Raw genomic sequence first — 26,858 nt, forward strand, 5'->3', positions numbered from 1 at the left:
CACTTATTTTTAATCGCTAGATTTAGTAAAAAACTAAATTACTTTTTCCTGTCAATAACATAATTCACCATAAGTTGAAGTGAATTTTTATACTCAGAATCTGGATAAACTTCAAGAAGTTGAATAGCTTCTTGCTGAAATTGCTTCATTTTAGAAATAGCGTAATCCAAACCACCATTTTCTTTCACAAAAGAAATAACTTCCTTAACACGCTTTGCATCTTTATTATGATTCTTTATAGAGTTAATTAGCCATTTTTTATCTTTTTTAGACGCTTGATTAAGCACATAAATTAATGGCAGTGTCATTTTTTGCTCTTTTATATCTATACCTGTAGGTTTTCCAATTTGTTCTTCACCATAATCAAATAAATCATCTTTTATTTGAAATGCCATACCAATAAGCTCCCCAAATTTACGCATAGATTCTACATGCTGAGAATCAGGCTTTACAGATGCAGCGCCTAAACTACAACAAGCTGCTATTAAGGTTGCGGTTTTCTGTCGGATTATTTCGTAATAAACATCTTCCGTAATATCTAATTTTCTGGCCTTCTCTATTTGAAGCAATTCACCTTCACTCATTTCTCTAACGGCTATTGAAATGATTTTAAGTAAGTCGAAATCATTATTATCAATAGACAAAAGGAGCCCTTTTGATAATAAATAATCCCCGATTAAAACAGCTATCTTGTTTTTCCAAAGTGCATTAACTGAAAAGAATCCTCTTCTTCGATTACTATCATCAACAACATCATCATGAACTAAAGTTGCAGTGTGTATTAATTCAATAACTGAAGCACCTCTATAAGTACGTTCGCTTACCTCACCCCCAGAAACCATTTTAGAAACCAAAAACACAAACATGGGACGCATTTGTTTTCCTTTTCTGTTTACGATGTAGTGCGTAATTCTATTAAGCAAAGCTACTTTACTAGCCATAGATAATTGAAATTTTTTCTCAAAAAGTTCCATTTCATAATCTATAGGTTGTTTTATTTGCTCGACTATTTTCACAGACTTGTTTAATAAATTTTAAATATAATCATTACGATTTATTTGCTAGTTGCCCACAAGCAGCATCAATATCTTTTCCTCTACTTCGCCTTACAGTTACAGTAATATTATTGCTTTCTAGTACTTTAACATACATATCTAATGCTTGCGTATTGGCTTGTTGAAACTCACCATCATCTATGGGATTATATTCAATAAGGTTAACTTTGCTCGGGGCGAACTTACAAAATTCAACCAAAGCATCAACGTCCTTTCTATTGTCATTAATACCATGCCAAACTACATATTCGTATGTTATTCTATTCTTTGTTTTAGCAAACCAATATTGCAACGCTTCTCTTAAATCGTTAAGTGGAAACGTAGCATTGAAAGGCATAATGGATGTTCGCACCTCATCAATAGCCGAATGTAACGATACTGCGAGCTTGAACTTAACCTCATCATCAGCCATCTTTTTTATCATTTTTGGCACGCCAGATGTAGATACCACAATACGTTTAGGAGACATTCCTAATCCTTCAGGAGATGTTATCTTATCTATTGCTTTTATTACATTATTGTAATTCATAAGTGGCTCGCCCATTCCCATAAACACAATATTGCTTAAAGGACGGTTGTGATATAATCTGCTCTCATTATCTATGGCTACTACTTGGTCGTATATTTCATCTGGATTTAAATTACGCATACGTTTTAATCTTGCTGTTGCACAAAACTTGCAATCTAAACTGCAACCAACTTGACTAGACACACAAGCGGTTGTTCTTGTTTTAGTTGGTATTAAAACCGATTCTACAATTAAATCATCATGAAGACGTACTGCATTTTTTATGGTGCCGTCCGAACTTCGTTGCATTTGATCTACCTTAATATGATTGATAACAAAATTAGCCTCTAGCATTTGACGTGTTTCTCTAGAAACATTGGTCATATCCTCAAAACTATGCGCGGATTTTTGCCAAAGCCACTCATATACTTGATTTCCACGAAAAGCTTTATCACCTTCTTTTACAAAAAAATCTCGAAGTTGCTCTTTTGTTAATGCACGTATATCTTTTTTTACTGTAGCCATAAGTTGTGCAAAAATAGTGAAAGGATTTACGAATTATGAATTGTTACTTAATATTTATGAATTGATTAACTGAGTTTTATAACGTATTTTAAATGTAAATTCGTTCTGTAAAACTTGTTAGAAATAAAAAAGCCTCTTAAGAGGCTTTTTTATTTCTAAATGATTAACATGGCATCGCCATAGCTGTAAAACTTATACTTTTCTTTTACAGCTTCTTCGTAAGCTTTCTTTATAAAATCATGACCTGCAAATGCAGAAACCATCATTAATAGTGTAGATTTTGGTGTATGAAAATTAGTAATCATACTATTTGCTATACTAAAATCGTATGGTGGAAAAATAAATTTATTAGTCCAACCATCCATTTCATTTAACATCCCACTTGAAGATACTGCACTCTCAATAGCACGCATTGCCGTTGTACCTACTGCACAAACACGACGCTTTTCATTAATTCCTCTATTTACTATTTCTACAGCTTTTTCATCAATGGTTAGTTCTTCACTATCCATTTTGTGTTTCGATAAATCTTCAACCTCAACTGGATTAAATGTTCCTAGACCTACGTGTAATGTTACCTCAGCGAAATTAACTCCCTTAATTTCTAAACGCTTAAGTAAATGTTTAGAAAAGTGAAGTCCTGCTGTTGGTGCAGCTACAGCTCCTTCATTTTTCGCATAAATGGTTTGGTAACGATCTTCATCGTCTGGCTCTACATCTCTTTTTATATATTTAGGTAGTGGTGTTTCTCCAAGCTCGTTTAATTTTATACGAAACTCTCTATAAGATCCATCATATAAAAAACGTAAAGTACGCCCTCTGGAGGTTGTATTATCTATAACCTCTGCAACTAAAGTTTCGTCTTCACCAAAATATAATTTATTACCAATTCGTATTTTACGAGCTGGATCTACAAGAACATCCCAAAGACGTTGTTCTTCATTTAACTCTCTTAATAAAAACACCTCAATTCTTGCTCCTGTTTTTTCCTTGTTGCCATATAATCTTGCTGGAAAAACTTTAGTGTTATTTAGTATTAAAACATCATCTTCATTAAAATATTCAATAATATCTTTAAACATCTTATGCTCGATGGTTTGCTCTTTTCTGTTTAAAACCATTAAGCGAGACTCATCTCTGTTTTCTGCTGGATATTCTGCTAATAATTCTTCTGGTAAATCGAAGCCGAAGTGTGATAATTTCATTTATAAAAGTTTAGTTATTTTTTTACAAGTGGCAAATATACAATCTGTAGATAGGGGTTGTCAAGTAAAAGCCTAATTATTATTTAGTTATTTCGAATCCTAAAGATTCTAAATCATCATAAAAGGTTGGATAAGACTTTGAAACCACCATAGCATCTTCAACAATTAGTGAGGTTTTTAGTGCTAATGGCGCAAATGCCATTGCCATTCTGTGGTCGTTATACGTAGCAATTGAAACCATAGAATTTATATCTTTTGACGCCTTTAAATACAAAGATTTATCTGTAATTTCAACTTCTCCTCCTAACTTTTCAATTTCGGTTTTTAAAGCCACTAACCTGTCCGTTTCTTTTATTTTTAGTGTATGTAAACCAACTAAATCACAAGGAATACCTAATGCAAAACATGTTACTGCTATGGTTTGAGCTATGTCTGGCGCATCTTTTAAATCTAGTGAAAGCTGTTCTAAACTTGATACTTCCTTTTTTAAGGTAATTTTATTTTTGTTATATACTGTTGAAACACCAAAATGCTTGTAGATTTCTACCAAAGCTGAGTCTCCTTGAAGCGAGTTTTGTTTGTACGATGATAAAGTAATTTCTGTACCTACATCACTTAACGCAGCAATACTATAATAATAAGATGCTGATGACCAATCTGATTCTACAGTTAAAAGTTTTGATTTTAATTGCGCTGTATTAGGTTTTACTGAAATAATATTATGTTCAAAAGAAGTATTGAAACCAATTTCATCTAACAAACTTAAAGTCATTTTTATATAGGGCACAGACGTAATCTCTCCTTCTAAAGTTAGCTCAATACCATTCTCTAGTTTTGAGCCAATAAGCAATAATGCAGAAATATATTGACTACTTACATTAGCTTTTAATGATACTTTATTTTTAATAAGCTTTTTTCCTGAGATTCTTATTGGAGGAAATCCTTCGTTTTCTTCGTAACTAATTTCTGCTCCTAACTCCTGTAAGGCTTCAACCAAAATTTTGATTGGGCGCTCCTTCATACGTTTCGAACCAGTAAGCACTGTTTCTCTACCTTCTTGAATTGAAAAATAAGCCGTCAAAAAACGCATTGCCGTTCCTGCGTGATGAATATCTACTATTTCTGATTTCGAACTTAATGCGTTAGTCATTAAATTACTATCATCAGAGTTGGAAACATTTTCAAGTTTAAACTCAGGATACAAAGCTTGTAGTAACAACAATCTGTTTGACTCACTTTTTGACCCTGTTATTTTAACGGATGATTTTTTAGCAATTTCAGATTTTTGAAGTGTAAAATGCATACTCTTAAAATTCAAATTTAAAGAAGTCACAAATTTACTCGATAATGGAGATTAATACTAAGTAATTTAATGTTTTTTCTGGTTTTCACCTTAATTAAAGGAACATTACATTTCAAAATTGTTATTTCAATTTTTCGTTATTGTGGTGTCTATCATGGTCGCGTTTTCCTTTCTTATCCATTCTTTTATCAAAAGCCGTTTGCAAGTTAACTCCTGTTTGGTTTGCTAAACATAAAACCACAAACAACACATCGGCTAACTCTTCTCCTAAGTCTTTATTTTTATCGCTTTCTTTTTCACTTTGTTCGCCATATCGTCTAGCTATAATTCTGGCTACTTCACCAACTTCTTCTGTGAGTTGCGCCATATTGGTTAGCTCATTGAAATATCGAACACCGTGTTCTTTAATCCAATTATCTACTTCTTTTTGTGCGTTTTGAATGTTCATTTATATTCTGGTTAAAACTATTTGCTCTGCTTCTTTTTGGATAAATGTATTAAAATATTCTTTTAATACCTCGTAATATGTTGGAGATACAATAGACTGATTAATCTGAGAAGAGACTAATAATTGAATTGCATTACCTTTACCAACAACTTTATATTTAAAAGAACCCAGGTTATCTGGTAATGCTATAGAGGCAGACTCTGGTACGCTTTCAACTTTATAACCCTCTGGAATATTTATCAGCACCCTATAAGATGTTACAGAAGGGTATCCAAAGTCAACTGGGAATTCTCTTTTTTCTAACTTAAACGGATTGTCGCTAGTTTTTAAATAAAATAAAGGCGAAAAGTACATTTTATCACCAATGATATCTACTTGGCTTTCCTTAAAAAACTTATAGGATTCCTGAATTGGTTTAGATAAATCCGTATCGTTTTTCACTTCATAGTCTGAAATTTCAACGCCATAATATCTGTTTTCTAACTTCTCTAAGTAGTCATCTTTATTAGCTACATTATAACTATTTCTGAATGATAGTGCTCTGTGGTTTGTTTTTATACTTCTATAACTTCCTTCAATGGAACCTTCTTCATCAATCTTCGCCATTATAGTCATTGAATTTTTAGACTTAGTTTTAGGATACAAATCTACTAATCCTGACCCGCCATTTTCGGCTATAATTCGTCCTTGCCAATTCAAAGCTCTAAAAGGCAATACATTTGGAACATTATATTTATTTGTGGCATCTAATAATGCTACCGTATCATCTGGTAATTTAACCCAAGTAACCACATAGTTATAACCTTCTCTTGTTGGAAACAAAGGCACACCATGGGTTCTTGTGCTAACCAAAACGGGATTTGCTTTCAAACCAGCATACCGCAACATGGCTGTAAGCATTAAATTAATATCGCCACTACTACCAACATGGTCTTTATATGCTTTCCTAACATCATCTGCATAGAATCCGTAATAACCATTCCATTTAACCTGAGATTTTACATAATTGAATATCAATTCTACTTTTTTAGCAGGATCTGTTACAGAACCTATTAAAGCACTAATATCTTTTTGAAAATAAGATGTTTTTTTAAGCTCATCTCCAAAGCTAGAACTCTTATAAATTCTATCTACAACATCTTTCCAAGTTGTTGAGTAATACTTTATTGTAGACTGAGGAAATTGTGTATAAGATAACTCATAGCTTAATTTTGAACGATAATTATTTATATTATTAACATAAGGTTCTTCCCTTAGAGCAGGAATATCTGATAAATTATACTCATGGTATTCTGTACTAAAATCAATGTCACTACTCCCTATTCTTAAACTACCTCTCCTATGCTCTTTTTTGGGAGTAATAGATAAGGAACCTCTCATACTTACCTTAAATTTGAAATATTCTGGAGCCTCAAATTTTGCAATTAACTTTTTAGTTGGAATATCGTTTTGAAAAACAAAATCGTCAACATTTGAGTAAAAAGGAGACTGAACTCTATATTTATACTCTATTACACACCCCTCATTAATATTAGGCATTGTGAATTTTTTTTCGTCTCTATATTTAGAACTTTCTGTTTTAAATATAGCTTTTCTATCGAGCTTGGTGTCTTCTATTTTTCCATCAATCAAATTATAAGTATAAGCCTTTATATTATTAACCTCTTCTTCATCACTTCCACTTTTATATAGACCAATCATTTTTGTGGCATGGTTAAATCCTTCTTGATTATAAATCTTAATACGTTCATGAATTTCAGTAATTAACTGAAACCCATCCTCGCCATAATACTCGAAATGAGTATTTCTATATTTAAACAGATAAGTCGCACTAGCTGATGAATCTGATGGATTATATTCTTCTTCTAATTCTTCTTTTGATACTTTACCAAAATCGTAGTTTTGAGTATACGTTTTCACGCAAAAACATAATGTAAGTACTACAACTAAATTCCTCATTTATTCCTATTTTTTAATTAATGCCACTTTTGAATTATCTTGTTTTAAAACCGCTTTACAAAACTCTCTAAATTTTGTATAATCTTCTTTAGGAAACTCACCATCGTTTACAGTAAACTCTCTTTTGTAAATGAGTGTAACTTCATCCTTAACTTCAATTTTGGTTTTGTAATTCCCAAATTTTGTTTCAATTGATTGGTCTTTTGGTAAGGCTTCTACTTTATATGATACCGGTAGTTTTATTTCAACTTCATCAACATCTTTAAAACCTCTTTCAATTTTTAAAGGAGCGTTTCTCTTTCTATATCTATCGGGAATATCTGTAAGTCTGTTTAGAGCATTTATTGTAAAAAGCATCCTGTTTCCTATAATTTTGGTAAAACTATTAGCGCTAAAACTTATATCTTCAATAATTTCAATATTGTTTTTATCGTTATTTATATGCATCTCATTTATTGAAATACTATTTATATAATCCCACCTTTCTTTATAATGTGAATCTAAATCTCTTTCAGTTTCAGAATCTAATCTCAACTTATCTGAATACTGTAATCCTTTAGAACTAATCGTTGTTTTTACATTTATACTTCCATCGTTATCAATACTGAAAAATCCTTTTATGGTTTGTAAACTCTCATCCGGGTTATATTTTTTGGTATGAATAATAGTTCCACCTTCAGGGGTTACTACAAGAACATCTCTATCATCAGTAAAATCGGCAATAAAACCGAATGGTACTTTCTGACTTGTACATTCTAACCATATATTTTCGTCTCCATTTGGAACATTTAAAAAAACGTGATTGCCTTGCATTGAAGCAAAGTCTTCTTCTAAACTCATAATATCATCACCACCATAAACCACACAATAATTAGATTTTACCCCTGCAGCATTTAAGAGCGACATAGTATAATTTGTTAATGCTTTACAATCTCCATATCCTAATTTATCAACCTCAGACGCATTAAAAGGTTTCCATCCGCCTATACCAACTTGCACACTTATATAGCGTGTTTTGTCCTGAACGTATTTATATATTTTTTTAGCCTTATCTATATCAGTAGGTTCATCTTTTACAAGATTTTGAATCATGGTTATTGTTGATTCTGGCAAATCATGAGTGTCTTTTATTAAATCATGGTACATCCATTTGCCAAAGTCGTTCCAATTTTCAACTTTCGATGCAACACCTTCCAAAGAGAACTCATTTAAAGCAACCAATACCCTTGGCACAATATTTCTAAAAAGTGGACTATATGATTCCGGCTTTATAGGTTTAATATTTTTAACTATGTATGAAAGTTTACCTGGACTTTCTTCCTTTTCAATATTTAATCCTTGTAAATGCTTTTCTTTTTTTCTAATAATCAAATGCTTAGGATGTGTTATAGTATAGCGACTTTTCTCAACACTTAAATAATAACTGTCCAGAGGCATAAAGGATTGAATAAAAGCGGTATTACTTGTACTCACAACTGAAGTATAAGCTATGGTATAAGGGTAACTTATAGGCGTATACTCTAAATATTTTACTCTTGAGTCTGAATATAAAGTTCCTCCACTAACTGCACTAACATCTTTAAAATCGTTCTTTCTAATTTTTTTAATTTCCTGACCAAAATTATTAAATACTAGAACTTCTAAATCTTTAATTTTTGTGGTATTGTCATAACCTACATAAGCATCAATATTCCTGTTTCCGCCTTCATTTAAAACCGTGATAACTCTTTTTTCAGTGACCTCCATATTGTCCCAAGACTTTAACTCAATATTAACACTACTATATCTAATTACAGCATTTGCGTTTTGCTTTAAATCCTCTGGAATGGTAAAACTTGTGTATAAATCTTCTTGAGAAAAAACTACTGATGTCGTGAATAATAATATTAGGTTCAAAAAAAATTTTGGAGACATATTTTGATAATTAAGAAAAGTAAAATTAATACTTAGTTATTTCTTTTTTAATGAGAAAAATCATGTTTTACGTAAGTTGATTTTTAGTTTAAAAACTAAAAATCTTACAACTAATATAAATAAACAAGGTAAAAATATGTACTTAAATTCGCTAAAAAGCACTTTTAATCCCCAACTGGAAAAAAAGTTTTTAATTCCTATTGGTGAGACCAATATTTCTCTAAACGGAAAGAAAAATCTATCATTATTAAATGGAATTAAAAAACCAACTCCTCTGCCTCCTGTGGTCATAGCATCTAATACTCCATGAGAGATTGTTGAAATAAAAATGACTAAAAACCAAGTAAGTTTGTTTTTTTTTACCAAAAATGAACATTAAAATTAGCGCCCATTGTAAAGTAAAAAATATAGAATGGGTAAAACCTCTATGACCAAATGGGTGTTGGTAAGCTATACCAAAATTAAAAGCAATAACATCAAAATCTGGGAGTATTGTAGAAAAAATGGCTAGAACTAATAGCCATTTAAATCTTTTATTATCAATAACTTTAGCTAGTGTAAAACCAACTATTGCATGACCAAAGACCGACGCCATTTATTCTTTATTTTTTGAATCGATAATTATGGTAACAGGTCCATCATTCAATAATTCTACTTTCATATCTGCTCCAAATTCTCCTGTCTGAATCTTTTTTCCAAAATCACTTTCCATGTGCTGGATAAATTTCTCATAAAGCGGAATAGCTATATCAGGTTTTGCTGCCTTTATATAACTAGGCCTATTTCCTTTTTTAGTTGAAGCATGTAATGTAAATTGACTAACTATTATTATGTCTCCATCTATATCTTTTACAGATTTATTCATAACACCATTTTGGTCACCAAATACCCGGAGGTTAAGTATTTTGTTTGAGAGCCACTCTATATCAACTTCGGTATCGTTAATCACAACACCTAGTAAAACCAGTAGTCCATCCGCTATTGATGCTACTTTTTCTCCTTCAATAACAACACTTGCTTTTAAAACTCTTTGAATTACAGTTTTCATTCTTTATCCCAAATATCGGTTCTGTAATGCTCATCTTCCCCTTCAATAATTTGGAGATAACTTCGGTATCTAGAAAATGCAATATCATCCTTATCTAAAGCATCTTTTACCGCACACTTGGGCTCTTTAACGTGTAAACAATTATTGAATTTACAATCTTGTTTTAGTTCAAAAATTTCAGGAAAATAATCACCAATTTCCTCTTTTTCCATATCTACCACACCAAAACCTTTTATACCTGGTGTATCAATAATTTTGGCGTTAAAACTTAAATCGAACATTTCGGCAAAAGTTGTGGTATGCTGCCCCTGCATATGTTGCGTTGAAATTTCTTTTGTTTTTAAATTCAGTGAAGGTTCTATGGCATTTACCAAAGTAGATTTACCAACTCCAGAATGGCCAGAAAACATACTTACCTTGCCATGCATTAGAGATTTCACTTTATCTACATTTTTTTTAGTCTTGGCAGAAATACCAATACATTCGTAGCCAATTTTTCGATAAACATGAGCTAAGTATCTTACTTCATTAAGCGTTTCGTCATCGTATGAATCAATCTTATTAAAAAGTAATATTGTTTTTATTGAATATGCTTCTGCTGTTACCAAAAAACGATCAATAAAACTTGTTAATGTTGGAGGATTATCAATGGTAATCATTAAAAAAACCTGATCAATATTTGCTGATATAATATGTGTTTGCTTAGATAGATTAACCGATTTTCTAACGATGTAATTAGTTCTATCGTGAATATTGTGAATGATTCCGGTGGTTTCGTTATTATCAGTTTCTAAATTAAAATCTACAATATCTCCAACAGCAATAGGGTTTGTACTTTTAATACCTTTAATTCTAAATTTCCCTTTAATGCGGCATTCGTAGGTTTCACCCAATTGAGTTTTGATGGTGTACCAACTTCCTGTAGATTTATAAACGCGTCCTGTCATTCATTATATTATATCACAAAATAACAATTTTTAAATTGAATTTATTAACCAATATCTGCTTTTTTTAGAAGTAAGCTTTTCATCTGTAACAAGATAATAATATAATCCCCTTTTTAAAATTTAAACATACTTTGTATTATTATCTATTTTTCTTTTGAAATTATTCTTTACAAGAAAATTGCATTTTACCGTGTTTTTTAGTCTTTTAATCGAATATTTTCATATTTTAGCTGCTTAATTTAAAATATCAACAACATGAAAAAATTATTAATTGTTTTAACTGTTTCTTTATTTTCTTTTTTAGAAACTAGTGCCCAAGTAGAGTACAAAGTAGTAACTAGTGTAGAATCTATTGTGCCTAACGGTTTAGGTCGTTCTAGAATTATTAGTGCAAATGACACCAAAGACTACAAAGAATTTACCAGTACGCAAACAGAAGAAGACAATACACGTAACAAATCTAAACGTGGAGATATAAGAGTTAAGGGGTTTGATGAAACTAAATTATTAAACTTTTATAATATTGGAGGTATTCGTTTTCAAAATATAGCAGCTAATGATGCCATTATAGAATCAAAAATAAATACTATGATTGAAGAAGGATGGGAATTAGCTTTTGTAACCAGTGGTGTAGAAAGTGAAGGCGGAAAAGGTGATGGACAAGGTATTTTCATTACACGTTATCTTTTTAAAAGAAATAAATAATTTATTATTTAAAGTATAAAAAAAGCCTCGTAATAACGAGGCTTTTTTTATCTAAAAACGAAACAGTAATTATCCGTTTATTATTTTCTCTTGATGATTAATCGATTCTTGGTGGACCGCCTTAAACATTCTTAAAATAAACTCTTCACTTAAACCATGCTGCTCACCTTCTAAAACCATTTTTCCTAAAATCTCGTTCCAACGTTTAGATTGTAAAACAGCAACATTTTTTGTTTTTTTAAGTTCTCCAATGCCATCGGCTGCTTTCATTCTCTTTCCTAATAAATCAATAATTTGATTATCAACTACATCAATTTGAGCTCTTAAAGTATTTAGCGCTTTATTATAATCTTCCTCGCTGTTAGTTTCTTTTCTAATTTTTAAATCTTTCATAATTTGAACTAAAGTAGATGGTGTAACTTGTTGTGCAGCATCACTCCAAGCATTTTCAGGATCGTAATGTGTTTCAATCATTAAACCATCAAAATTTAAATCTAAAGCTTCTTGAGACACTTCATGAATCATATCTCTTTTACCTGTAATATGCGAAGGATCGTTAATTAGAGGAATATCCGGAAATTTATTTTGAAACTCAATAGCCAATTGCCATTCTGGGATATTTCTATATTTCGTTTTTTGATAAGTAGAAAACCCTCTATGAATTGCTCCAATATTTTTAACACCAGAACTATAAATACGCTCAATTCCGCCTAACCAAAGTGATAAATCTGGATTCACAGGATTCTTAACCAATACCGGTTTATCAGTACCATCCAAAGCATCAGCAATCTCTTGCATAATAAAAGGTGATACTGTAGAACGTGCTCCAATCCAAAGTAAATCTATATCATGCTCTAAAGCCAATTTTACATGTGCTGCATTGGCTACTTCGGTACAAACCTTCATACCTGTTTCTTCTTTTACTTTTTGTAACCACTTTAAACCTAATGAGCCAACACCCTCAAAATTACCTGGTCTTGTTCTTGGTTTCCAGATACCAGCTCTAAAATAACTAACATCAGTATCTTTCAACTCATGTGCAATTTTTAACACTTGTTCTTCAGTTTCAGCACTACAAGGACCTGCAATTACTAAAGGATGATCTAAATTTAAATCATCTAACCAGGTTCTCATTTCTTTTTTGTTTTCCATAATTTCTACTTAACTAATTCCGTTTAATATGTCTTTTATATGATTGGTGTTTTTCATCTCATTAAAAATGGCTTCAAAATTGTCATCTTTAATCAATTCTTTAAATTGTGTGAGATTATTTATGTACTCTTCTAATGTTTCTACTACGTTAATTTTATTTTGCTCAAAAATTGGCGTCCACATTTCAGGTGAACTCTTAGCCAAACGTACCGTTGATGCGAAACCACTGCCTGCCATATCAAAAATATCGCGTTCGTTTTTTTCTTTTTCAATTACTGTTTTTCCTAACATAAAAGCACTTATATGCGATAAATGCGACACGTAAGCAATGTGTTTATCATGATCAACAGGATTCATGTAACGGATACGCATACCGATATCTGTAAACAGCTTTAGTGCTTTTTCCTGAAGCTTAAATGTTGTTTTTTCTACCTCGCAAACAATATTTGTCTTACCCTTAAATAAACCTTGAATTGCTGCACTAGGACCCGAATGTTCTGTACCAGCAATAGGATGCATTGCTAAAAAATTTCTTCGTTTAGGATGGTTTTCAACAACTTTACAAATAGCTTCTTTAGTTGAGCCTGCATCAACTACCAAACCTGTATCTGGAATTAAATCTAAAACTGTAGGCAATAATTTTACAGTAGCATCAACTGGAATAGAAATAATAACTAAATCGGCATGTTTAATATCATCTAGAGCAGCTTTTTCATCAATCAAATTCAGTGCTAAAGCTTCATCAAGGGTTGCTTCTTTTCTGCTAATACCATGAATAATCATTTCTGGATTATTCTTTTTAATATCTAAAGCAAGACTTCCGCCTATTAACCCTACTCCTATGGCGTATATATTTTTCATTTTACTCTTGCTATTGCTTCTTCCAAATCTTCAGTTTGTGCACATAAAGAAAAACGAATATAACCTTCACCTTTGCTACCAAAAATAGTACCTGGTGTTATAAATAAATGGTTTTTCTTTAATATTGAATCTATAAATTCTTCAGCTTTAATAAATGCTGGTAATTTTGCCCAAACAAAAAGCCCTGTAGCATTTTCATCATATGTGCAATGTAATGCGTCGGCTAATTTCCAAACTAAATCTCTGCGTTCTCTGTAAACATTATTAAGTGTAGCAAACCACATATTGGAACATTTTAAAGCCTCTATAGCTCCTTTTTGGATACCATAAAACATACCGGAATCCATATTACTTTTAACCTTTAATATATTATTTATATGTGCGCTATTACCAACTACCATTCCAACTCGCCATCCTGCCATATTAAATGTCTTGCTCAATGAATTTAATTCTAAACAAACATCTTTAGCTCCTTTAACCTTTAAAATACTTGTAGGGTTATCATTTAAAACAAAACTATAAGGGTTATCGTTTACTATTAAAATATCATGCTTTTTGGCAAAAGCAACTAAATCTTCAAACACATTTTCATTTGGCACTGCTCCTGTTGGCATATGCGGATAATTCACCCACATAAGCTTTACTTTACTTAAATCTGATTGCGCCAAAGTCTTTAAATCCGGCAACCAATTATTTGAAGCATCTAACTCATAAAATACAGGTTTTGCTTCTAATAATTTTGTAACCGATTGATATGTTGGGTAACCTGGGTTTGGAATTAAAACTTCGTCGCCTTTATTTAAATAAGCCATAGAAATATGCATTATCCCTTCTTTGCTCCCCATTAAAGGCAATACTTCTGTATTAGAATTCAAACTAACTCCATAATGATTTTTATAAAATCCTGCTATGGCTTGCCGCAATTCTGGTAGACCTTGATAACTCTGGTATTTGTGAGCAACTGGATTTAATAAACCTTCTGTTAGTGCATCAATTACCTTTTGCGGCGGTTGCATATCTGGGCTACCTATCCCTAAATTAATAATAGGTTTTCCATCAGCAATAAGCGAGTTAACCTCTCTTAGTTTTTTTGAGAAATAGTACTCTTCAACGCTATTTAGTCTATCTGCTACATCAATCATAACTTGGCATTTTTGTATTCTCCTAGCACCTTAAATCCTTCTCCCATAATTTCTATTATAGATTTTGCCTTATTAAAATCGGCATATGTTTCAAAAGTAATATCAACAAAAAAAGCATACTTCCACGGTGTTTCTACAATTGGCAATGACTGAATTTTTGTTAAATTCAGTTTACAATCGCTCATAACATTTAAAATAGTTGCCAAACTTCCGCGCTTATGATCGCTTTCGAATTTTATTGACGCTTTATTGATCTCATTTTCAGGATACTCTGAATTTGTTCGTTTTACAATAGCAAAACGTGTTTCATTATGCTTTATGGTTTGAATACTTTTGGCTAAAATATCTAACTCAAATATTTCTGCAGCAGTTACACTTGCAATGGCTCCAATACCTTTTAGTTGTTTATTATGTATACGTTCTGCTACCTCTGCAGTATCTTTATCTTCAACTAATTTAATATGAGGATATCCTTTAAAAAACTCCTTACATTGTAATAGTGCCATTGGGTGAGAATAAACCTCTTTAATATCTTCAATAGTTTGGTTTGGCAACGCCATTAAATTATGCTGAATATCTAAATAATGCTCGCCAACAATATGCAAACCGTATTTATCTATTAAAGCATAGTTGGGAATTATTGAACCTGCGATAGAATTCTCAAGAGCCATAATTGCGGCGTCACATTCTTTTGTCGTTAAAGAATCAACCACTTTATCAAAAGTCATACACTCAATAATATCAACAGGTTTATTAAAAAACTCCTGAGACACTATATGATGGAATGACCCTCTTACACCTTGTATGGCTACTGTTTTAATCAAAATTCAATTTTTAATTCAAATTACAATGCTTATTATTTGTTTTATCAACAGTTAAACAAAAAAAAGTCTCGATTTTCATCGAGACTTGCATTAAAATATATTGTTTTCAACTATACATATAACGTCTCGATTTCTTTGCTAAAAAAGAAATAAAAAAAGTTAAAGTATGTATAATATGCTGTTGTTCTCATAATTACATCGGCTAAAGTAATTATTATTTTAAGAAATCAAAATACTTAAAAACCTTTTTTATATTTTTTTTAAAAGTTTTAAAGAATTTACAACAAACTACGCATTACGTTAGATAATCATTATTTTTGAATAAATAATTTTAAATATGTCAATAGAGGTTATTGGAGTTTCAAAGCTTTATGGAAATCAAAAAGCTTTAAACAACATATCGTTTAAAGTAAATAAACCTGAAATAGTTGGTTTTTTAGGTCCAAATGGTGCCGGAAAATCTACTATGATGAAAATTTTAACTACCTACATTAACGCTAGTGATGGAGAGGTAAAAGTTAATGGCTTCGATATTTATAAAAACCAAAAAAGTGTGCAAAAAAGTGTTGGGTATTTACCAGAGCACAATCCACTTTATTTAGATTTATATGTAAAAGAGTATTTAAAATTTAATGCAAACATTTACAAAGTTTCAAAACAACGTATTGATGAAGTTATTGAACTAACTGGATTAACTCCAGAGTCTCATAAAAAAATTGGCCAACTTTCAAAAGGGTATCGACAACGAGTTGGTTTGGCTAATGCCATGTTACACAATCCAGATGTATTGATTTTAGATGAACCAACTACAGGCCTGGACCCAAACCAGTTAGTAGATGTTAGAAATCTTATAAAAGATATTGGCAGAACAAAAACCATTTTTCTGTCCACACATATTATGCAAGAAGTAGAAGCCATGTGCGACCGGGTTATTATTATAAACAAAGGAGAAATAGTTGCTAATAAAAAATTAAAAGATTTACGCGACGAAAAAGTACAGACCGTAATTGTAGAGTTTGATTACCGCGTTGAAGAAGCTTTTTTATTAAAACTACCCAAAGTTGAGAACGTAGTAAATACTTATGATTTTGTTTACGAAATTACTTTTAAAACATCTGAAGATATGCGCTCTTACGTTTTTGATTTTGCACATGATAACGAATTAAAAATTCTTCAGCTTAACCAAAAAAATGCAAGCTTAGAAAGTTTGTTTAGGGAGTTAACTTCAAAATAGCAAAAATTTTAACTATGAATAAAAAAACATTATTGATATTAATGTTGCTCATAATAGGAATATTTATATCCATGGTTATTAAATATCATTATTATAACAAAAATATTGAACTTTTGAAGGAAGACCAAATTGACTTAGATATTTCAAAGATTAAAAAATACAAAAATGTTTTAATCTTAAATGACTCTATTTCTATATTTAAAAGGACTTACAGAGTATATCCAAAAAAGCACGAACATTTTTACCTAAATTATTATAAGTATATTGAATCAATTGACGACCCTTTCCATTTGTCTAAAAAAGCAGATAATGACACCCTAATCATTATAAAAAATAGTGACACACTATTTTATAAATTAATTCACTAGTATCCTACAACAATTAGTAAAAATTCTTCAGCTTAACCAAAAAAATGCAAGCTTAGAAAGTTTGTTTAGAGAACTTACAAGTAATTAGTATTTTAATTTTAAAGTACGTTAACTTATAAAACAAGCATGACAAATATCATCTTTAGCACAGTTTATAGTATGTAATTTTGTACTAACAAATACTAAATAAGCATAGTATTTCTACTTCAAAAAAAGTGAAACTACTATCTTTGTAACTCTACAAAAATTCATAAATGAGTAAAGGAATTTACGTGGCTACGATTGAGCCAAACAGTGGTAAGTCAGTTGTTGTCTTGGGCTTAATGCGCATGTTATTGGGTAAAACAGCAAAAGTGGGATACTTTAGACCCATAATAGAAGATACTAAAGTTGGCGAAATGGATAATCATATAAATACTGTGATTTCTTACTTCGAGATTGATATCAACTATAAAAAAACATTTGCTTACACCAGAAATGAAGTTCTTGATTTATACAATAAAGGAAAATCTGGCGATGTAATTGACGAAATAATCAAGAAATACAAATATCTAGAAGAGCGTTTTGATTTTATTCTAGTTGAAGGCACCGATTTTTCACATGAAAATTCAAGCTTAGAATTAGATATTAACCTTTTAATTTCTAAAAACTTAGGGCTTCCTGCCATAATAGTTTCTCAAGGCGATGGCAAATCATTAACTGAAGTTGTTGATAATGTTCAGTTATCTTACGATACATTTAGAGAAGAAGTTGATGTATTGTCTATAATGACAAACAAAATTAACCCCAATGATGTTTCAAAATTAAAAACACTTTTAAAGGAACGTATAAATAGCGGAACAGATATTACGGTTATTCCTAAAATTAAAAGCTTAGCAAGTCCAACAATAAAAGAGATTGTAAAAAAATTAGATGGCAATGTACTTTTTGGAAAGGATATGATTAATAATCAATCTGAAAACTTTAGTGTTGGCGCTATGCAATTGCGCAACTATTTAACTCATTTAAAAGAAAATGCTTTAGTAATTACACCTGGCGATAGAGCAGATATTATCCTAGGAGCTCTTCAGGCTAATATCTCAAAAAACTATCCTAAAATATCTGGTATTATTTTAACAGGTGGCTTAATTCCTGAAGATTCTATTTTAAAATTAATCGAGGGACTTTCTAGCGTTGTTCCAATAATTAGTGTTAAAGAAGGTACATTTTATGTAACTAATATTATAGGAAAAATTAAATCTAGAATATACGCTGAGAACACCGAAAAAATTGAAACCTCTATAGCCACTTTTGAAAAGCATGTTTCAACTGAAAAACTTTCTGAAGATTTAGTTACTTTCAAATCTGGTATTTTCACACCAAGAATGTTTCAATATAATTTATTACAACGTGCTTTAAAAAACAAAAAACATATTGTACTTCCTGAAGGTTATGATGAACGTATTTTACGCGCTGCTGCAAGATTAATTGATGCTCACGTAGTAGAATTAACTCTTATTGGAGAAAAGGAAAAAATACAACAACGCTTAATTAAATATGATATTCCTTTGAATATTGATGATATAAATATTGTATCACCCCAAAAATCTCCTCACTTCAAAGACTATGTAGAAACGTTTTATGAACTAAGAAAACATAAAAATGTAAATTTAGATATGGCAAGAGATGCGATGTCTGATGTGTCTTATTTTGCAACGATGATGATTTACAAAGGGCATGCAGATGGTATGGTTTCAGGAGCAATTCATACTACAGCGCACACACTAAGGCCTGCATTACAATTTATAAAAACTAAACCTGGTGTAAATATTGTATCGTCAGTATTTTTCATGTGTTTAGAAGATCGAGTTTCTATTTTTGGAGATTGTGCCATTAACCCAAACCCTAATTCTGAACAACTAGCAGAAATAGCTATTTCATCCGCTAAAACTGCTCAAGATTTTGGAGTAGAACCAAAAGTTGCTATGTTATCTTATTCATCTGGTGCCTCAGGTAAAGGTGAAGACGTAGAACGTGTTAGAAAAGCCACCGAAATAGTAAAACAAAAAGCACCACATATAAAAATTGAAGGGCCAATTCAATATGACGCTGCTGTGGATATGCGCATCGGACAAAGTAAATTACCAGATTCTGAAGTAGCAGGACAAGCCAGCGTTTTAATATTTCCAGACTTAAACACAGGAAACAACACTTATAAAGCTGTACAACGTGAAACTGGCGCATTAGCTATTGGACCAATGCTACAAGGGCTTAATAAACCAGTAAACGATTTAAGTAGAGGCTGTACAGCAGATGATATTTATAGCACAGTAATAATAACAGCCATTCAAGCACAAGACCTTTAATTTATGCAAGTATTAGTTTTAAACTCTGGTAGTTCTTCTCTAAAATTTCAGTTAATTTCTATGCCAGAAAAAATGGTGCTTTGTTCTGGATTAATAGAACGTATAGGGCTAAATGATGCTATATTCAAATTCAAAACCGAAAAAGACAATATTGAAGTTTTTCAGTCAATTCCAAATCATAAAGTAGGCTTGGAATTGCTATCAAAACAATTACTAAATGCAGAAACAGGTATTATAAAATCTGTTGATGCAATAGATATTGTAGGCCATCGTGTAGTACATGGTGGTAAACATTTTACCAATACTACTGAAATTACTGAGGATGTAAAAGAAAAAATTAAAAACTTGTCCTCATTAGCGCCTTTACACAACCCTGCTAATTTAGAAGGGATAGAAGTTGCTGAGGCTATTTTCTCAAAAGCAAAACAAGTGGCAGTTTTTGATACGGCATTCCATCAATCAATTCCAGAATACGCATATAAATATGCTATCCCTAACGAATTTTTAAATGAACACCATATTCGCTTGTATGGTTTTCATGGAACAAGTCATAAATATGTTTCTGAAAAAGCTATTGAATTTTTAGAAAAAAAACACTCAAAAATAATTACTATCCACCTAGGAAATGGCTGCAGCATGACAGCTATTAAAGATGGCAAAAGCATAGACCACTCTCTTGGATTTTCGCCTGTAAATGGTTTAATAATGGGTACTCGATCTGGAGATATAGACCAGTCTATAATATTTCACTTAGCTAAAAAATTTAATTACAACCTAGACGAGATTAATACGTTACTACAAAAGAAAAGTGGCATGTTAGGCTTAACTGGTTTTAGTGATTTAAGAGATATTCAAGCTGAAGCCGAAAAGGGGAACGAAGATTGTAAACTAGCTTTACAAATGAATGCATACCGAATAAAAAAATATATTGGTAGTTATGCTGCTATTTTAAATGGTTTAGATGCCATTGTATTTACAGCGGGAATTGGAGAAAATTCTATTGAAATGAGACAACGAATTTGCGAAGATTTAGATTACTTAGGCATCACCATAGATACTAAAAAGAACAAAGTAAGACCAGATAAATTAACCGTTATAAGTGAAGATACTGCTAAAATTAAAGTATTAGTTATTCCAACAAATGAAGAGTTAGAAATTGCGAAACAAGCAGTAAATTTATTCGAAAATTAAACGACCATTATATTGCTCTTCAACATCAACAATTGGTGGCTTATTAACCGAAATTACATCACCTGTTCCAGAAATCAGACCAGTTAAAGATTGTTGCGGATTTAAAATCATATCATTAGAACTCCTATTCCAAATCGTTACATTTTCCGCTATTAAATCTCGTCCTTCAAAGCGTGATGTACCAGCAGCAAACGTAATATTTAAATTATTAGTTTCACCAGAAATAAAACAATTTGATAAGTTGTTAAAGACTAACCTAAAAGAGCTGTTATCTATCTGTAAATTAAAATTACCGCTAGTAAAAGTATCTGTTTGAAAAAAATCTTCAGATAGTATTACTAAATCTGGATATGTTAAAACACCATCCGAACTTATATCGTATTGCGTTGAACTTCTTATTTCAGTAATATTAGGTGATGTCACATATACTTTTGTAACACCGTATTCGCGCACGAAATTACAGGAATTATTATCTGTTAAAATTAATTGATTATTTAAAACGCTAATCTCAACATCATTTAATAAGTTCTTACCTGTTTCAACAATAACTCTTTGTTCTAGCCCTTGTTTTATAATTAACTCTACATCTCTATTTACAAGAATTTTATCAAAAGTTTCTAAAACAATTTCTTGTTGAACGATGCTTCCTGTTTTTTGAAAACAATCTGACGTGTTTTCACTATCACAAGCAAAAAACATACTAAACAAAACGATGTATTTTAAAACTTTCATATCAAGTAAAAACTTATTCTTCAAGAGTGTTCCCATTTTCATCCATGGGTAAAAAAGGATTAAAAGCAATTTCCCAAAGGTTGTCATCCATGTCAGCAACATAACTACTGTAACCTCCCCAAAACACCTCTTCTGGTCTTTTTACAATTTTAACACCTTTATTTTCTAGTATATCAATTAACTCATCAACCTCAGTTTTTGTTTTGGTGTTATAAGCTAAAGTAAAGGATTTAAAGCCAGAACCCTCATGACTTATAGTTGCATCTTCTGCTAATTTCTCTTTTGGGTATAAGGATAAAAGGACGCCATTTAACTGAAAAAAGACAATATTCTCATTACTTGATTTTGTTTTTTTCCAACCAAATTTATACTCATAGAAATCTGAAGCCTCTTCTAGGTTATTAACACCAAGTCCTACGATGGTTAATCTTTGTTCCATATTCAAAAGATTTTTTTATAATCTAATTCCAATTCCAAATTCTACAGCTTCAGCTTTAAACCCATGTGATTTTAACGTTAAAGCTCCAAACCATTTATTATTTATATAACGTTTTAAACCAACACGAACATAAGTGCGACCTTCAAAATCAAATGGGTAATATACATAATACCCTAACTGCGTTACTAATGATGTTTTATTAATAAATAACTCATGCCCTACAAACATACCTACCCTTTTATAATCTTCATCTCCTGTTACGTTTTCGCCAAGACCTGCGACACTTTGATAAAATATTAATTCTTTTAAAAATCTAGAGAAGAAAACATCTGTTCCAAACTGCAAAGCGCTTTTTCTATTAATTCTTTTGTCTGCATAAGCTGAAAATATGTAGAAAGGAAATTGTCCGCTATCAACAACATCACTCTCATTAAGACCAAACCTGAATGCTATGTTATATTTTATAGGTTGGGTGAATGATCTATCATCGTCATCTAAATTTTCCTCAAATTGAGAATCTTCTTCATTTAAATTATAGGTTACCCCCAAATTAAAAGCAATGGTGTTTGTACTTGCGTTTGGTGCTTTAAAATTAGCATTAGAATAATGAATTAAAGAAAAACCAGCTTGAACGCCAAATCTGTTAATAATTCGTTCCTTTTTATAATTTAACATCATAAAGGTACTACTCATTAATTTAGATCCATATGCAATATTTCTGAAGTTTTCAGCTTTATCGTAAGGATTATCAGTATAAGCTAACCCTTGTCCAACACGGAACATCAAGTTCCTATTAAAGAAATAAAAGTTATAATGAGCATACAAAGATGATACATTTCCCAGAACATCATTCTTCATGTTTTGGTAAATAAATGTGGTGCCTAATTCGGGGTAATTATAGCGCTCTTGCCACGCTTCAGAGCCATTTGTTTTTTTATTCCAACTTAAAATATAACCTTCAGGATGACCTTTAATTAAATGTAGAATATCGTTATTATGAAGTGCAATATTCCCTTTATAGTAACTTAAATCGAAATACGAATTAGCCTCATTTTCTTGTGAAAAAGATAGAAAGTAACTAATAAAAAATACACAGAAAAAAAGTAACCGCATTGGTAGATTTGCTTATTCAACAAATGTAAAAGAATTATTAAAACAATGCCGAAGCAATAGCTTTTATATTATCACTTTTACCCATTGAATAATAATGCAATACGGGAACACCAGCATCTAGTAATTCTTTAGATTGCTGAATGCACCATTCAACTCCAACCTGTCTTACCTGCTTATTATCTTTACATTTGTAAACTTCTGTAATTAAAGATTCAGGCAAATCAATTTTAAAAACTTGTGGTAACAATTGTAAATGTCTATTTACAGCAATAGGTTTAATGCCCGGAATTATAGGCACATTAATCCCTTCTTTTTTTGCAGCCTCAACAAAGTCAAAATACCTCTGATTATCAAAAAACATCTGTGTTACAACATAATCTGCACCTGCTTCAACCTTTTCTTTCAAGCGCTTTAAATCAGTTTTCATTGATGGTGCCTCTAAATGCTTCTCTGGGTAACCAGCTACACCAATACAAAAATCTGCTTTATCATCAACATCTATAACATCATGTAAATACCTTCCCGAATTTAAATTCTGTATTTGACTTACAAGTTGTGTAGCATAAGAATGCCCTCCTTTTGTAGCTTTAAAATATTGTTCACCTTTCATGGCATCACCACGTAAAGCCATAACATTATTAATGCCTAAGTAATGGCAATCTACTAACAAATACTCTGTTTCTTCTTTAGTAAAACCACCACAAAGCACGTGAGGCACAGTATCTACATTATATTTATGCTTTATTGCGGCGCAAATACCTAAAGTCCCAGGTCGCATTCTTGTTATCTTTCTATCAAATAGCCCCTCTTTTTCAATATAAACAAACTCCTCTCTAGAAGTTGTTACATCAATAAAAGGTGGCTCAAATTCCATCAAAGGATCTATATTGTTATATAATTCCTGAATATTCTTTCCTTTTTTAGGTGGAATAATCTCAAACGAAAACAATGTTTTACCGTTCGCTTGTTTTATGTGCTCTGTTACTTTCATCTATTATTATTTGTCATTATCGCTATAGCGAAACCTCTTCTATATTTATTTTTTGGGCGTTACCACAAGGGTCGGGCTTTCCGTTACAAGTCCTCGCACCTCTTTCATCGGGCTGTGGGCTTTTCTCTGCAATCCCTAACGCGGGTTATTCCGCCAAATTAGGGTGTAACCATTTTCTAGCTTTACTTTTGTCAATGCCTTTTCTCTCTGCATAATCAGTTAATTGATCATCTGTAATTTTGCCTAAACCAAAATATTTCGATTCTGGATTCGCAAAATAATAACCTGATACTGCTGCCGCTGGCCACATCGCTAAACTTTCTGTTAACGTTACACCTATTAATTTCTCAACTTCCAACAGTTGCCAAATCGTTTCCTTTTCTAAATGGTCAGGGCACGCAGGATAACCAGGTGCAGGACGAATACCTTTATAACTCTCCTTAATTAAATCTTGGTTTGTTAAATCTTCATCAGCCGCATAGCCCCAATGTTTTGTTCTTATTTGTTTATGCAAATACTCTGCAAAAGCTTCAGCAAAACGGTCTGCTATAGCCTGAGCCATAATCGCATTATAATCATCATCTTTAGTTCTGTAACTATCAGCCAATTCCTGTGCTCCAAAAATCCCCACACAAAATGCACCCATGTAATCTGTTTTACCAGACGCTTTTGGGGCAACAAAATCAGCTAAAGCATGATTTGGAATTCCTTCTCGTTTTTTTAATTGCTGACGCAATGTTCTAAAAACGGCAATTTCTTCACCTTTTTTCTGAACAGAAATATCATCTTCATTAATTGAATTTGCTTCAAATAATCCAAAAACTGCTTTTGGTTTTAAAGATTGTTTGGCTATTATTTGCTGAACCATGTCCTGAGCATCTTTAAACAAATGTGTGGCTTGATCACCAACCACCTTATCCGTTAAAATATCTGGATATTTACCATGTAAATCCCAACTTCTAAAAAACGGACTCCAATCTATAAACGGTAACAACTCTTTTAAACTCAATTGTTTCAACACTTGAACTCCTAATTCATTAGGTTTTACAATTTCAGAAGAATTCCAATCAATTTTATATTTTCTTTTTCTCGCTTCTTCTATAGAGATATACGATTTCTCTTTACCACGCTTTAAAAACTTAGTACGGAATTCATCATAATCAGCTTTCATCTTCGCCACATAAGCGTTTGATGTTTTCTTATTTAACAAATCGCCAACAACCGTTACGGCTCGTGATGCATCGTTTACATGCACTACTGCATTTTTGTATTGCGTATCAATCTTTACTGCTGTATGTGCTTTTGATGTTGTAGCACCGCCAATTAATAGTGGTACTTCTAAATTTTTATTTTGCATCTCCTTTGCTAAATACACCATTTCATCAAGTGATGGTGTAATTAACCCAGACAATCCAATAGCATCTACACGCTCTTTAATAGCAGTTTCAATAATTTTTTCAGGTGGCACCATAACACCTAAATCTACGATTTCGTAGTTATTACAAGCTAGTACAACACTTACAATGTTTTTACCAATATCGTGCACATCGCCTTTTACGGTTGCCATTAGTATTTTGCCAACAGGCTCCGACTTATCTGATTTTTCAGCCTCAATAAACGGATTTAAATACCCTACTGCCTTTTTCATCACACGGGCAGATTTTACTACTTGAGGCAAAAACATTTTGCCTGCGCCAAATAAATCGCCCACCACATTCATACCTATCATTAAGTTCCCTTCAATAACTTCAATAGGTTTCTTTGCAGCTAATCTTGCCTCCTCAATATCTTCAATAATAAAGGCATCAAGTCCTTTTACTAAAGCATGTGTAATTCTATCTTGTAATGGGTTTTCGCGCCACGATAAATCAACTGTTCGTTCTTTTGCTGAACCTTTTACTGTTTCGGCAAAATCTAATAGCCGTTCGGTTGCATCGTCACGCCTATCTAAAATGACATCCTCAACATGCTCTAATAAATCTTTTGGAATATCATCGTAAACCTCCAACATGGCAGGATTTACAATACCCATATTCATACCGTTTTGTATGGCATAATACAAAAACACAGAGTGCATAGCTTCGCGAACGGTATTGTTTCCTCTAAACGAAAAGGATACGTTGCTTACACCGCCACTAACCGAAACGTTTTCTAGGTTTTCACGAACCCATCGTGTGGCTTCAATAAAATCTATAGCGTTTCTGCGGTGTTCTTCCATTCCTGTTGCTACGGGAAAAATATTTAAATCGAATATGATATCTTCTGAAGGAAAACCAACTTTATGCACTAAAATATCATACGAGCGTTTTGCTATTTCTATGCGGCGCTCGTAATTATCGGCTTGCCCAACTTCATCAAATGCCATAACGATTACTGCTGCACCGTATCGCTTAATTTGAGTAGCTTCCCAAATAAACTTTTCTTCGCCTTCTTTAAGTGAAATAGAATTTACAACGCATTTTCCTTGCACAACTTGAAGACCTGCTTCAATGATTTCCCATTTTGAGGAATCGATCATCATAGGAACACGACAAATATCTGGCTCTGCAGCAATTAAGTTTAGAAAACGTACCATGGCTTCTTTTCCATCAATCAAACCATCATCCATATTAATGTCGACAATTTGTGCGCCACCATCTACTTGATGCCTTGCGATGTCTAATGCCTCATCAAATTTTTCTTCTTTAATCAAACGCAGAAACTTTCGAGATCCCGCAACATTAGTACGCTCTCCTACATTTATAAAATTGCTGTTTTCGTTTAGGATTAGTGGTTCTAACCCCGACAATTTCATGTATTTGGTTTGTTTTACTTTCATTATTAAAAGCCGCTAGCCCAAAGAAGGGATA

General features: G+C 32.0%; 23 protein-coding genes and 1 pseudogene. 5 read left to right on the forward strand and 19 right to left on the reverse strand.

Annotated elements, in window-relative coordinates; genetic code table 11:
- Nucleotides 1-38 precede the first annotated feature (38 nt).
- The 10 genes and pseudogenes from ABD939_RS06085 to rsgA all read right to left on the reverse strand — a co-directional run bounded on the left by ABD939_RS06085 (nucleotide 39) and on the right by rsgA (nucleotide 10,912).
- The gene (locus ABD939_RS06085; RefSeq protein WP_345165760.1) at nucleotides 39-1,016 is read right to left on the reverse strand and encodes a polyprenyl synthetase family protein; all 978 of its coding nucleotides are present in this window, start codon (nucleotides 1,014-1,016) and stop codon (nucleotides 39-41) included.
- A gap of 31 nt (nucleotides 1,017-1,047) precedes the next feature.
- Entirely contained in the window at nucleotides 1,048-2,088 is a 1,041-nt protein-coding gene (gene rlmN, locus ABD939_RS06090) for a dual-specificity RNA methyltransferase RlmN (RefSeq protein WP_345165763.1), read from the reverse strand.
- A gap of 155 nt (nucleotides 2,089-2,243) precedes the next feature.
- On the reverse strand, nucleotides 2,244-3,293 hold the full coding sequence (gene queA / locus ABD939_RS06095; protein ID WP_345165766.1) for a tRNA preQ1(34) S-adenosylmethionine ribosyltransferase-isomerase QueA: 1,050 nt from the start codon (nucleotides 3,291-3,293) through the stop codon (nucleotides 2,244-2,246).
- 79 nt (nucleotides 3,294-3,372) lie between these two features.
- Complete coding sequence (locus tag ABD939_RS06100; protein WP_345167342.1) at nucleotides 3,373-4,596, reverse strand: 3-phosphoshikimate 1-carboxyvinyltransferase; 1,224 nt, start codon at nucleotides 4,594-4,596, stop codon at nucleotides 3,373-3,375.
- Nucleotides 4,597-4,717: 121 nt separating this feature from the next.
- Nucleotides 4,718-5,044 carry a nucleotide pyrophosphohydrolase gene (locus tag ABD939_RS06105; protein WP_345165769.1) on the reverse strand — a complete coding sequence of 109 codons (327 nt, stop codon included), beginning with the start codon at nucleotides 5,042-5,044 and terminating at the stop codon, nucleotides 4,718-4,720.
- Nucleotides 5,045-7,003 (reverse strand): DUF3857 domain-containing protein, encoded by a 1,959-nt coding sequence (locus ABD939_RS06110; protein ID WP_345165772.1) that lies wholly within the window; start codon nucleotides 7,001-7,003, stop codon nucleotides 5,045-5,047.
- A 6-nt stretch (nucleotides 7,004-7,009) separates the two neighbouring features.
- Nucleotides 7,010-8,899, reverse strand: coding sequence for a DUF3857 domain-containing transglutaminase family protein (locus ABD939_RS06115; protein ID WP_345165775.1), 1,890 nt, complete (start codon nucleotides 8,897-8,899; stop codon nucleotides 7,010-7,012).
- Between the two features lie 78 nt (nucleotides 8,900-8,977).
- Nucleotides 8,978-9,512 (reverse strand): annotated as a pseudogene (locus ABD939_RS06125) (metal-dependent hydrolase).
- Nucleotides 9,513-9,965 (reverse strand): D-aminoacyl-tRNA deacylase, encoded by a 453-nt coding sequence (gene dtd, locus ABD939_RS06130; RefSeq protein WP_345165783.1) that lies wholly within the window; start codon nucleotides 9,963-9,965, stop codon nucleotides 9,513-9,515.
- Nucleotides 9,962-10,912, reverse strand: a complete 951-nt coding sequence (rsgA, locus tag ABD939_RS06135) for a ribosome small subunit-dependent GTPase A (RefSeq protein WP_345165786.1) — start codon at nucleotides 10,910-10,912, stop codon at nucleotides 9,962-9,964. Before rsgA ends, dtd begins: the two co-directional genes overlap by 4 nt.
- A gap of 255 nt (nucleotides 10,913-11,167) precedes the next feature.
- Between rsgA and ABD939_RS06140 the strand changes: the two genes are divergently transcribed.
- A complete protein-coding gene (locus ABD939_RS06140) occupies nucleotides 11,168-11,617 on the forward strand; it encodes a hypothetical protein (protein ID WP_345165788.1) in 450 nt (149 codons plus the stop codon).
- A gap of 69 nt (nucleotides 11,618-11,686) precedes the next feature.
- Here ABD939_RS06140 and ABD939_RS06145 read toward each other — a convergent pair whose 3' ends face one another.
- Genes ABD939_RS06145 through ABD939_RS06160 form a run of 4 tightly spaced genes read right to left on the reverse strand, consistent with a single transcriptional unit; the run spans nucleotide 11,687 to nucleotide 15,596 of the window.
- Complete coding sequence (locus ABD939_RS06145) at nucleotides 11,687-12,769, reverse strand: chorismate mutase (RefSeq protein ID WP_345165791.1); 1,083 nt, start codon at nucleotides 12,767-12,769, stop codon at nucleotides 11,687-11,689.
- 9 nt (nucleotides 12,770-12,778) lie between these two features.
- Nucleotides 12,779-13,630 (reverse strand): prephenate dehydrogenase, encoded by an 852-nt coding sequence (locus tag ABD939_RS06150; protein WP_345165794.1) that lies wholly within the window; start codon nucleotides 13,628-13,630, stop codon nucleotides 12,779-12,781.
- Complete coding sequence (locus tag ABD939_RS06155) at nucleotides 13,627-14,772, reverse strand: pyridoxal phosphate-dependent aminotransferase (protein ID WP_345165797.1); 1,146 nt, start codon at nucleotides 14,770-14,772, stop codon at nucleotides 13,627-13,629. Before ABD939_RS06155 ends, ABD939_RS06150 begins: the two co-directional genes overlap by 4 nt.
- The gene (locus ABD939_RS06160) at nucleotides 14,769-15,596 is read right to left on the reverse strand and encodes a prephenate dehydratase (RefSeq protein WP_345165799.1); all 828 of its coding nucleotides are present in this window, start codon (nucleotides 15,594-15,596) and stop codon (nucleotides 14,769-14,771) included. The genes ABD939_RS06155 and ABD939_RS06160 overlap by 4 nt, the downstream gene beginning before the upstream one ends.
- 337 nt (nucleotides 15,597-15,933) lie before the next feature.
- Here ABD939_RS06160 and gldA point away from each other — a divergent pair, with 337 nt between their 5' ends.
- The 4 genes from gldA to ABD939_RS06180 all read left to right on the forward strand — a co-directional run bounded on the left by gldA (nucleotide 15,934) and on the right by ABD939_RS06180 (nucleotide 20,734).
- Entirely contained in the window at nucleotides 15,934-16,830 is an 897-nt protein-coding gene (gene gldA, locus ABD939_RS06165; RefSeq protein ID WP_345165801.1) for a gliding motility-associated ABC transporter ATP-binding subunit GldA, read from the forward strand.
- A 14-nt stretch (nucleotides 16,831-16,844) separates the two neighbouring features.
- The gene (locus ABD939_RS06170) at nucleotides 16,845-17,198 is read left to right on the forward strand and encodes a hypothetical protein (RefSeq protein ID WP_345165803.1); all 354 of its coding nucleotides are present in this window, start codon (nucleotides 16,845-16,847) and stop codon (nucleotides 17,196-17,198) included.
- Between the two features lie 254 nt (nucleotides 17,199-17,452).
- On the forward strand, nucleotides 17,453-19,543 hold the full coding sequence (pta, locus tag ABD939_RS06175) for a phosphate acetyltransferase (protein WP_345165805.1): 2,091 nt from the start codon (nucleotides 17,453-17,455) through the stop codon (nucleotides 19,541-19,543).
- A gap of 3 nt (nucleotides 19,544-19,546) precedes the next feature.
- Nucleotides 19,547-20,734 carry an acetate/propionate family kinase gene (locus tag ABD939_RS06180; RefSeq protein ID WP_345165808.1) on the forward strand — a complete coding sequence of 396 codons (1,188 nt, stop codon included), beginning with the start codon at nucleotides 19,547-19,549 and terminating at the stop codon, nucleotides 20,732-20,734.
- On the opposite strand, the gene ABD939_RS06185 is transcribed toward ABD939_RS06180, so the two are convergent.
- From ABD939_RS06185 to metH, 5 genes are all read right to left on the reverse strand, one after another.
- Complete coding sequence (locus ABD939_RS06185) at nucleotides 20,720-21,502, reverse strand: head GIN domain-containing protein (protein ID WP_345165811.1); 783 nt, start codon at nucleotides 21,500-21,502, stop codon at nucleotides 20,720-20,722. The two genes, ABD939_RS06180 and ABD939_RS06185, sit on opposite strands and share 15 nt — an antisense overlap.
- The gene (locus tag ABD939_RS06190) at nucleotides 21,480-21,905 is read right to left on the reverse strand and encodes a VOC family protein (protein WP_345165813.1); all 426 of its coding nucleotides are present in this window, start codon (nucleotides 21,903-21,905) and stop codon (nucleotides 21,480-21,482) included. Before ABD939_RS06190 ends, ABD939_RS06185 begins: the two co-directional genes overlap by 23 nt.
- Before the next feature lie 15 nt (nucleotides 21,906-21,920).
- Nucleotides 21,921-23,018, reverse strand: coding sequence for an acyloxyacyl hydrolase (locus tag ABD939_RS06195; RefSeq protein WP_345165816.1), 1,098 nt, complete (start codon nucleotides 23,016-23,018; stop codon nucleotides 21,921-21,923).
- 37 nt (nucleotides 23,019-23,055) lie between these two features.
- On the reverse strand, nucleotides 23,056-24,009 hold the full coding sequence (metF, locus tag ABD939_RS06200) for a methylenetetrahydrofolate reductase [NAD(P)H] (RefSeq protein ID WP_345165819.1): 954 nt from the start codon (nucleotides 24,007-24,009) through the stop codon (nucleotides 23,056-23,058).
- 145 nt (nucleotides 24,010-24,154) lie between these two features.
- Nucleotides 24,155-26,827 carry a methionine synthase gene (gene metH / locus ABD939_RS06205; protein WP_345165822.1) on the reverse strand — a complete coding sequence of 891 codons (2,673 nt, stop codon included), beginning with the start codon at nucleotides 26,825-26,827 and terminating at the stop codon, nucleotides 24,155-24,157.
- Nucleotides 26,828-26,858 lie beyond the last annotated feature (31 nt).

This window comes from Algibacter aquimarinus, assembly GCF_039543265.1.
Lineage (GTDB): Bacteria > Bacteroidota > Bacteroidia > Flavobacteriales > Flavobacteriaceae > Algibacter_B > Algibacter_B aquimarinus.